We start from the raw sequence: 4050 nt of genomic DNA, 5'->3' as shown, positions 1-4050 counted from the left end.
CGTCGTTCGCGGGGGCGTCCGCCGACGCGACGTTCACCCTCGGCCGAGACCACCACGACGCCGAACAGGCGATCCGCGAGAGCGGCATGGCGTTCACCATCCTGCGCGACAATTTCTACGCCGACGTTCTGCCCGCCTTCGCCGACGAGTCGGGCGTGATCCGCGGCCCGGCAGGAGACGGCCGGGTCGCAGCGGTGGCCCGCGCCGAGGTCACCGACATCGCCACCCTACGGTTCCATCGGGCACGGACGCTCGAGGAGGCGCTGAAGCCGTGACGAGGCGTACGTGGACTGGCTAGACGTCCTCGCCATGGCGCTCGGCGTCGTAATCGCCGGAGGGCTGGCCGTCCTGGTGAGTCCCCTTGCAGCGCAGAATGATCCGGACATGGTCTGGGAGGGGCGTGTCGCCGTGGGCTTCGCGGCGCTGCTCTACGTCGGTCCGTTGTGGCTGGGTCAGGCGGCGACGACCCTTGGCGCCGCAGTTACAGCAGGCGGTATCTGGCCAGGTTGGCTCTGGGGGTGGCTGGTGGTGGCCCCGCTCCTGGGTGCTACACCCCCTGCCGCCGCGCTGGCCCGACGAGTGACGCATGGCGTTGCCGGCGGCTCGTCCCGTACAGACGTGAATCGGAGCGGCGCCGCGGTCCAACAGGCCTCGAACTTCGCCTGGGCCGACACCGCCGCCGAGCCGGGCTGGGAGCTTCGACGCACGCCTCCGTTGCCGGTCACGTGGCCACCCACGCCGGACGGGTCCGCGGTGTGGTTCTGCTACGCCGAACGATCGGTCACGCCAGAGACGATCGAGGTGGCAGGCCCGTGGGCGCGGATCACACTCCCCGATCCGGACGAGGCGCCGGTGGTCGAACGGTTGTCCGATGCCGTCGAATCGCTGGGGTCGCAGGGCATTCAGCCAACTACCCGTTTCCGGTCGCTAGACGAGTGGCGGGCGCGCAACGTGCTGATCGCGGCCCATCCACACGTGACGCCGCATCTTCCTCCGGCAGCGCAGCCCTAGGCCGACGCCGCGTCCCGCAGGATCTGCTGCAGCCGTTCCAGCGGATCCCCCGCGCCCGGGTTCAGTCGCAATTGCGTATCCGGTTCTCCTGGTTCGGATCCCACTGACGGCGGCGGGGGTGGCGGCGGTGGCGGTTCGGCCACGGGTGGCGGTGGTGGTGGCGGGGCCACCCGCGCGGCGTCGATCTTGTCGTTGAGCCGGGCGGCCGCCTCGTCGCGGACAACGCGCCGCTCCGGATCGGGATCGGCGTTGCCCTCGAAGCAACCGTTGGGGGCGCCGGTGACGACGGAGAGTGCGCTCTGATACCGCGCGACCGCCGCCTCGACGTCCAGGACCCCGGCTGCCTTGTCGCCGAGCGTTTCTCGGACGAGTTCGAGGTTGACCCGGACGGCGCAGGACTCTGCGGGCCCGCTGCGCGCCAGCGCCTCGGAGAACTGCGTGTCGGCATCCTCGAGCCGGCCGTCGAGTACCGCGAGGTCGCCCGCGGCGAAGAACGCCTTCGCCGGCTCGACGACGTTGAGCACGTTCAACGTCGCGACCTCGGTCCGAAGCGCACCGGCGTCGCGGCGCGCGAAGTCGGATGCGGCCGAACCACCGGCGATCACGACCGAGCACAGCTTCAGCAGCGCGACGACGAGAAGCACCGCGACGGGCGCGGAGAACACCAGCAGCCGTCGCCGCAGACGCAGCCGCGGCGGTCCGCTGCGCCACCAGTGGACCGGGTTCACACGACCACGTCCACATTGGCCAGCCGGGTGCGCCGGAACTCGCGCAGCACCAGGTAGAGCTCGATCAGGACCAGGATTGCGGCGCCGACCGCAGGTGCCCAGTACAGCTCGGTCCGGCGGGCGGGCGCCGCGACGGGCGGGGGCGGGCCGACTTCAGTGCCCTGGTCGGCGAGGAGGCCGGTGAGCGGTGTGGCGCCGTCACGGGGGACGTAGGGAACGCCGATCTGATCGGCGACGCCGCGCAGCGCCGGTTCGTCGACGACCGACCGGGCCACGTCCGTCCCTGGAATCGGACCGCCGTCGGCGCTGCCGTAGCCGAGCACCGCTCCGCCGTCCACCGCCGCCTCGGGCAGCTCGAATTGCCGCTGTGGCGCCTGGGTTTCGCCTGCGCCCGCGCCGAGGTAGAAGACCAGGTTCTGCGCGCGCGGGTACTGCTGCCGTGCCCCGATGAGCTGGTAGCGCAGCACGTTGCCCGCCGCGCCGACGTTGGTCTGATACACCGCGTCGGGCGCCGAGGCGTACGGCCTCAGGGCCGACATCACCGGCCGCAGACTCCAGGTGTCCTGGGACAACGGCCAATCCAGCGACGGACGCGACGCGAAGGCGATCACGGCGAAGCGGGCGTCGGGATACCGGTCGATCAGCGCGGTGATGTCGTCGCGCGCACCGGCCATCCGTTCCCGGCCACCGGCCAGGTCTTCGACGCGCATGTCGGCCGAGCGGTCGACGACGAGGAACACGTTCGGATCGGCGTCCCCGGCGACGCGGACGGTGCCCTGATCGCCGCCGATGACCGGTCGCGCGGCCGCCACTAGCAGGAGTAGCGCGGCCGCCGTCAGCCCGCACCATCGCCAGAGCACGGGACGCGTCCGACCGGCGGCGGTCAATCGGCGCAGCGCCACGACGCGGGCCACGGCGATCGCGGCCGCGACGGCGGCGAGCAGCAGCGGCGGCAACACGGGCTGAAATGTCATCGCCGCACCACCGGCCAGGCGGCCAGCAGCAGGGCGGCCAGGAGCGCTACCGCCAGTGGAACGTCGGGCGATTCGGCCGGCTTGACCGGGGCGGTGTCGTCGGTGGCCGCAGCCGCGGGTGGGTTGCCACTGATGTCCGCGAGATGTGCGGTCACGTCGGAATCTGCCGAGAACGAGCGTCCGCCGGTGTCGCGGGCCAGCGATGCCAGCGCGTCGGTGTCCGCGCCCGTGACGATGACGTTGACCTGCACGCCCGCCGTGCGTGCCATCTCCTTCACCCGGTCGGCGGTGAATAGCGCGGGCCGACGCTCATCGGGCGCACCGCCTGCATCCGGTCCGACGTAGATCACCGAACGCCGTTGTGCGGGTGGTTGATCGAAGGACGGGAACCCGGTCAGGCACAGTGCCAGCAGATCCTCGGCACCCTCGGCGTAATCCACGTAGGACACCGGCGCCACGAAGCCGTCCCGTTCGGGTTGGGCGTAGGTGGACAACTGCGCCGCGGCGTACTGGTAGTCGCGGGTCAGCGGCACCACCCGCCGGTTCGGCGAGGTCAGCCCGATGCGCTGGGTGTCGAACGTCTTCACCTGCTCGGCGAAGTAGCGCAGCGTCGCACTCGCGGCGGGATCGGTTACCGGCCCGTCGACGCAGAGCATGATGTCCTCCGGCTCGCCTGAGCCCGACTCGCCTGCCGCCGAGGGCAACCCGGTCGGACGGGAAGCGGCGATGACCGCACCGGCGAAGACGATGACGAGCAACACCATCGCGATGATCATCGACGACGACCGGATGCGTGCCGCGCGAACGTATTCGGGCAGCGTGGTCAGGCGGCTGACGTTGGCCAGCGGACGCAACTGCCGACGCTCGGCGTCCATCGGTCGAAACACCACGGCCGCGATGCAGATCGCCAAGGCCACGCAGCCGACGATCGCCACGACCCACCAGGTCAGGTCCACGATCGGATCAGCTCCTCGGCGGATTCGCTCACCGCTGAGATGTCCACCCGAGACGCGGCATTGAACTGGGCGTCGTCGAGCTGCTCCAAAAGCGGTGCGGCCGGCGCGAGTTCACCCGCGGCGATCTGCTCCACCTGCATGTACTGGGCGCGGACGCCGGTGGCCTGTTGCAGGAAGCCACGAAGTGCGGCGCTGACCGCGGCGCCGGCGGGAGCGGTGGCGAGATCACCGGCGCGGTACCTCTCGCCGATCTGATGAACCGCCCTAGCGAAGCGGCGCCGCACCATGTCACCGTGCACGGCTCCCACGACGGGCAGATCGCGCAGCCGTCGGTTGGGCATGGTCAGTGCGAATACGCCCGCGTACCAGATGATGAGGACG

General features: G+C 70.9%; 5 protein-coding genes and 1 pseudogene. 2 read left to right on the top strand and 4 right to left on the bottom strand.

Features of this window, described 5'->3' with window-relative positions; genetic code table 11:
• Together QOC69_RS29135 and QOC69_RS29130 are read left to right on the top strand one after the other, a co-directional pair.
• A pseudogene (locus QOC69_RS29135) lies at positions 1–275 on the top strand (SDR family NAD(P)-dependent oxidoreductase); the annotation flags it as partial.
• 10 nt (positions 276–285) lie between these two features.
• The gene (locus QOC69_RS29130; protein ID WP_526445996.1) at positions 286–1011 is read left to right on the top strand and encodes a hypothetical protein; all 726 of its coding nucleotides are present in this window, start codon (positions 286–288) and stop codon (positions 1009–1011) included.
• On the opposite strand, the gene QOC69_RS29125 is transcribed toward QOC69_RS29130, so the two are convergent.
• From QOC69_RS29125 to QOC69_RS29110, 4 genes are all read right to left on the bottom strand, one after another.
• Positions 1008–1739 (bottom strand): hypothetical protein, encoded by a 732-nt coding sequence (locus QOC69_RS29125; protein WP_526445995.1) that lies wholly within the window; start codon positions 1737–1739, stop codon positions 1008–1010. The two genes, QOC69_RS29130 and QOC69_RS29125, sit on opposite strands and share 4 nt — an antisense overlap.
• Positions 1736–2713, bottom strand: coding sequence for a VWA domain-containing protein (locus QOC69_RS29120; protein ID WP_526445994.1), 978 nt, complete (start codon positions 2711–2713; stop codon positions 1736–1738). The genes QOC69_RS29125 and QOC69_RS29120 overlap by 4 nt, the downstream gene beginning before the upstream one ends.
• Positions 2710–3669, bottom strand: coding sequence for a hypothetical protein (locus QOC69_RS29115; protein WP_526445993.1), 960 nt, complete (start codon positions 3667–3669; stop codon positions 2710–2712). Before QOC69_RS29115 ends, QOC69_RS29120 begins: the two co-directional genes overlap by 4 nt.
• The coding region (locus QOC69_RS29110) for a hypothetical protein (RefSeq protein WP_526445992.1) at positions 3660–4050 on the bottom strand (391 nt) is incomplete at its 5' end. The genes QOC69_RS29110 and QOC69_RS29115, both read right to left, overlap by 10 nt.

Origin of the sequence: Mycobacterium sp., from assembly GCF_032162105.1 — a bacterium.
Lineage (GTDB): Bacteria > Actinomycetota > Actinomycetes > Mycobacteriales > Mycobacteriaceae > Mycobacterium.
Note: the sequence above shows the minus strand (reverse complement) of the source record. Positions and strands in the feature narration are given on the sequence as shown.